The organism is Streptomyces sp. NRRL B-24572 (assembly GCF_002156145.1).
In the GTDB taxonomy this organism is placed as follows: domain Bacteria; phylum Actinomycetota; class Actinomycetes; order Streptomycetales; family Streptomycetaceae; genus Streptomyces; species Streptomyces vietnamensis.
On the sequence record NZ_MWIG01001125.1, the window covers coordinates 1 to 606 of the forward strand.

A 606-nucleotide genomic window follows, 5' to 3' on the forward strand; every position below is an offset into this window, starting at 1 on the left:
CTTCTCGTAGCCCTCGTAGATGGCGAACATGCCACCGACGGAGAAGAGCACGATGGAGACGAGGAAGGCGTAGATGTACCGCTCGCGGCCGTAGCCGAACGGGTGCTGAGGAGTGGCCTCGCGCTGGGCCTTCTTGCCGCCGAGGAGCAGCAGGGCCTGGTTGCCGGAATCGGCGAGCGAGTGGACGCTCTCGGCGAGCATCGAGGACGAACCGCTGAAGAGGAACGCCACGAACTTGGCTACGGCGATCGCCAGGTTGGCGGCGAGTGCCGCCACGATCGCCTTGGTTCCGCCTGACGCGCTCATGGGTGTACGTGTTCCCTTCGTCGGTGCTCCGGCTCGATCGCCGCGGTTCGGCCGGTCATTGTCGCATCAGGCCACGACGGTCGCCCGGAAGACGGTGCCCTCCCCGGACAGTTCGGTGGCCTCGCCCGCCGGCACGAAGACGGACTCGCCGGGGGCGAGGGTGGTCTCGCCGACCTTCGGGCGCCCCGCGGTGGTCAGCAGGATCTGGGGGACGGGGGCGGTGAGGTCGGTGGGGGCGGCGCCCTCGGCCCGTACGAACCGGGAGAGGCGGAACTCGTCGATCGGGGTGTCGTAGACCTC

1 protein-coding gene and 1 pseudogene are annotated in these 606 nt (G+C 69.1%); both read right to left on the bottom strand.

What is annotated here, in order from left to right; translation table 11 throughout:
• On the bottom strand, positions 1-306 hold a 306-nt coding region (locus tag CCN56_RS40750; RefSeq protein ID WP_143664843.1), incomplete at its 3' end, for a cation diffusion facilitator family transporter.
• A gap of 66 nt (positions 307-372) precedes the next feature.
• Positions 373-606, bottom strand: a pseudogene (locus tag CCN56_RS40755) (mannose-6-phosphate isomerase, class I); the annotation flags it as partial.